Below are 1002 nucleotides of genomic sequence, written 5' to 3'. Positions count from 1 at the left end.
CTCGCCGCCACGGGCGTAGCCGTAACGGGTTTTGCTGTACCACTTCTTCTCGGACAGGCGCGGCAGGATTTTTTTCACATCCAGCCATTTGTCCGGATTCAAGCCTTCCTTGGCCGCCAGCTTGCGGGCGTCGTCAAGGTGACCGCTGCCGACATTGTAGGCGGCCAGGGCGAACCAGGTGCGATCCGGTTCCTGGATCGACTCGTCCAGCTGATCCTTCATGTAGGCCAGGTACTTGGCGCCTCCCATGATGCTCTGCTTGGGATCGAGGCGGTTGGATACGCCCATGGCTTGTGCGGTGTTCTGGGTCAGCATCATCAAGCCGCGCACGCCGGTCTTGGACGTCACTGCGGGCTGCCATAACGATTCCTGATAACCGACTGCCGCCAGCAGGCGCCAGTCGACTTTCTCTTTCTTGGCGTACGCCTTGAAGTGCTGCTCGTACTTGGGCAGGCGTTGCTGCAGGTGCTGGGCGAACGTGGTGGCGCCCATGTAGCCGAGTACGTCGACGTGCCCGTAGTAGCGGTCCTTCAAGCGTTGCAGGGTGCCGTTTTTCTTGACCTTGTCGAGGTACTCGTTGATCTCGTTGAGCAGGCTGTTGTCGTCACCGGCCGCCACCGCCCAGCTCTGATTGCTGGCGTCACCCAGGTCGAAGGCGACCCGGATGTTGGTGAAGTACACCTGGTTCATCGCGACTTCGTTGGAGTCGACCAGGGTCAGGTCGATCTGACCTTCGTCGACCATGCGCAGGAGATCAACGACCTCGACCGCGTCGGATTCTTCGTATTCGATGCCGGGAAATTTCTGTTTCAGCTGTGCGAGCTGCTCGGCATGGGTGCTGCCCTTGAGCACCATGATCTTCTTGCCGACCAGGTCCTTCGCGTCGGTAGGGCGCGACTTGCCGCTGCGGTAGATGATTTGCGGCGTGACTTCCAGGTAGGGGTGGGAAAACCGTACCTGCTTTTTGCGCGCTTCACTGCTGACCAGGCCGGCGGCCGCCAG

1 protein-coding gene is annotated in these 1002 nt (G+C 60.5%); it reads right to left on the bottom strand.

The features are described 5' to 3' along the window. The coding region (gene mltF / locus PMI35_RS32055; RefSeq protein WP_032831229.1) for a membrane-bound lytic murein transglycosylase MltF at positions 1-1002 on the bottom strand (1002 nt) is incomplete at both ends.

It is taken from the genome of Pseudomonas sp. GM78 (assembly GCF_000282475.1).
Lineage (GTDB): Bacteria > Pseudomonadota > Gammaproteobacteria > Pseudomonadales > Pseudomonadaceae > Aquipseudomonas.
This window is presented reverse-complemented; position numbering and strand designations above follow the sequence as displayed.